This window comes from Streptomyces sp. NPDC048295 (assembly GCF_040652135.1).
Classification (GTDB): domain Bacteria; phylum Actinomycetota; class Actinomycetes; order Streptomycetales; family Streptomycetaceae; genus Streptomyces.
In genome coordinates, this window is record NZ_JBEZLL010000073.1 from 1 (window position 1) to 2,959 (window position 2,959).

At 68.3% G+C, this 2,959-nt stretch carries 1 protein-coding gene; it reads left to right on the plus strand.

The window, feature by feature from the left end:
- A partial coding sequence (locus tag AB0D53_RS41600) for a beta-ketoacyl synthase N-terminal-like domain-containing protein (protein ID WP_362454739.1) occupies positions 1 to 2,959 on the plus strand: 2,959 nt, incomplete at both ends.

Genomic DNA, 2,959 nt, shown 5'->3' on the forward strand with positions numbered 1-2,959 from the left:
TCGGTTCGCTGACGCCGGAGCGGGTGGGGGCGGTGTTGCGGCCGAAGGCCGAGGCGGCGCTGAATCTCCATGAGCTGACCCGGGACATGGACCTCCACGCCTTCGTCCTCTTCTCCTCCGTGGCCGGCATCTTCGGAAACGCCGGCCAGGGCAACTATGCGGCGGCCAATGCCTTCCTCGACGCTCTCGCCTCGTACCGCAGGGCCCAGGGCCTGCCGGCCCAGTCCCTCGCCTGGGGATTCTGGGACGAGGCCAGCGGAATGACGGGCAAGCTGTCCGGCGCAGAACGGTCCCGTATCTCGTCCGTGGGCGGCGTCTTCCCCATCTCATCCGAAATGGGCGTGGCCCTGTTCGACGCGGCCTGGCAGACGGCCGAGCCGGTCGTCGTCCCCGTCCGGCTGGACCTCGCGGCAGTCCGCGCCCAAGGGGACAGCAGCCGGGAGATCTTCCGTACGCTGGTCCCCGTCGTCACCCGCCGCAAGGCCGGTGGCACGGTCGAGGTGAACGGCCTTCAGCAGCGCCTGGCCGGTCTCGCCGAGCCCGAGCGAGAGGAGTCCATGCTCGAACTCGTCCTTGAACAGGTCGCTTCGGTGCTCGGGTACGGCTCGCTCCAGGCCATCGAACCGGAGCGTGCGTTCAAGGACCTCGGCTTCGACTCGTTGCGCGCGGTCGAATTCCGCAACGCACTCGCGGAAGCCACCGGACTCCGTCTTCCGGCGACCGTGGTCTTCGACTACCCCACTCCGGTGTCCCTGGCGAGGCACCTGCTCGGCGAGGTGGCCGGCACGGTCGACCTGACGCAGCACACCGCCGGTGCGCCGGCCCCCGTGCTGACCGGCCTCGCCGACGATCCGATCGCGATCGTCGGGATGGCCTGCCGCTACCCGGGCAACGTCGGTTCGCCCGAAGAACTCTGGCAGGCGGTGGCGCAGGGCGCCGACCTCATCTCGGATTTCCCCGCCGACCGAGGCTGGGACCTGCGAAAGATCTACGACCCGGAGAGCATCCGCCCGGACACCAGCTACGTGGCCCGGGGCGGCTTCCTCGACGACGCGGCCGGGTTCGACCCGAGCTTCTTCGGGATCAGCCCCAACGAGGCGCTGATCATGGACCCGCAGCAGCGACTCCTGCTGGAGACGTCGTGGGAAGCATTCGAGCGGGCCGGTATCGACCCGTTCTCCCTCAAGGAGAGCCGGACCGGTGTCTTCGCCGGGATGATGTACCACGACTACGCCCACAACGCGAGCACCGGTGGTATCGCCTCCGGCCGCATTTCCTACGTCCTGGGCCTTGAGGGTCCGTCGATGACGGTGGACACGGCGTGCTCGTCGTCGCTGGTCGCCCTGCACCTCGCCATCCAGTCGCTGCGCTCGGGCGAGTGCTCGCTCGCCCTGGCCGGCGGTGTCGCCGTCATGTCCGAGCCCGAGGTCTTCGTGGAGTTCAGTCGGCAGCGCGGGCTGGCGAAGGACGGGCGTTGCAAGTCCTTCGCGGGTGCGGCGGACGGTGCGGCGTGGTCGGAGGGTGTGGGAGTGCTGCTGGTCGAGCGGCTCTCGGACGCGCGGCGGTTGGGGCATGAGGTCCTGGCGGTGGTGCGGGGGAGTGCTGTCAATCAGGACGGTGCGAGCAATGGGCTGACGGCTCCGAATGGTCCGTCGCAGCAGAGGGTGATCCGGGCGGCGCTGGCCGATGCGCAGATTTCCGCTGATCAGGTTGATCTGGTGGAGGCGCATGGGACGGGGACGCGGCTGGGTGATCCGATCGAGGCGCAGGCGTTGCTGGCGACCTACGGTCAGGGTCGGCCGGAGGGTGATCCTTTGTGGTTGGGTTCGTTGAAGTCGAATCTGGGTCATGCGCAGGCGGCTGCGGGTGTGGGTGGGGTGATCAAGGCGGTTGAGGCGATTCGGCATGGTGTGTTGCCGAAGACGTTGCATGTGGATGAGCCGACGCCTCAGGTGGATTGGTCTGTGGGTGCGGTGGAGTTGTTGACGGAGGCGCGGGTGTGGCCGGTGCGGGAGCGTCCGCGTCGGGTGGGTGTGTCGTCGTTCGGGCTGAGTGGGACGAATGCGCATGTGATCGTGGAGCAGGCGCCGGTGGTGGAGGAGCCGGAGGAGGCGGTTGCGGCCGGGATGCCGGTGGTGCCGGTTGTTCTTTCGGGTCGTGGTGAGGGTGCGTTGCGGGGGCAGGCGGCGCGGTTGCTGGAGCGTGTCGAGGCCGGTGGTGCTGGGTTGTCGTTGGTGGATGTGGGGTTCTCGTCGGTGGTGTCGCGTGCGGTGCTGGAGCATCGTGCGGTGATTGCGGCCTCGGACCGTGAGGAGTTGGTGCGGGGGCTGGCGGCTTTGGCCGGGGGTGAGGCGGAGCCTTCGTCGGTGGTGAGTGGTGTCACCGGGCCGGCGGGTGGGGTGGCATTTGCGTTCACGGGTCAGGGTGCGCAGCGGCTGGGTATGGGGCGGGAGCTGTATCGGTCCTTCCCGGTGTTTGCTGAGGCTTTTGATGCGGTGGTGGGGGAGTTGGATGCGGGGTTGGGGTGTTCGTTGCGTGAGGTGGTGTGGGGTGAGGATGCGGAGGTGCTGAACGGGACGATGTTTGCGCAGGCGGCGTTGTTCGCGGTGGAGACGGCGTTGTTCCGTTTGGTGGAGTCGTGGGGGGTGCGTGCGGATTTCCTGTTGGGTCATTCGGTGGGGGAGATTGTTGCGGCGCATGTGGCGGGGGTGTTGTCGTTGAGGGATGCGGCGGTGTTGGTGGTGGCGCGTGGTCGTTTGATGCAGGAGTTGCCGGTGGGTGGGGTGATGGTGGCGGTGGAGGCGGCGGAGGCCGAGGTGTTGCCGTTGCTGACGGACGGGGTGGGGATTGCGGCGGTGAACGGGCCGCGGTCGGTGGTGGTCTCGGGCTCGCAGGACGCGGTGGCGGGTGTGGTGGGTGTGTTCGAGGGGTTGGGTCGTAGGACGAGTGTGTTGCGGGT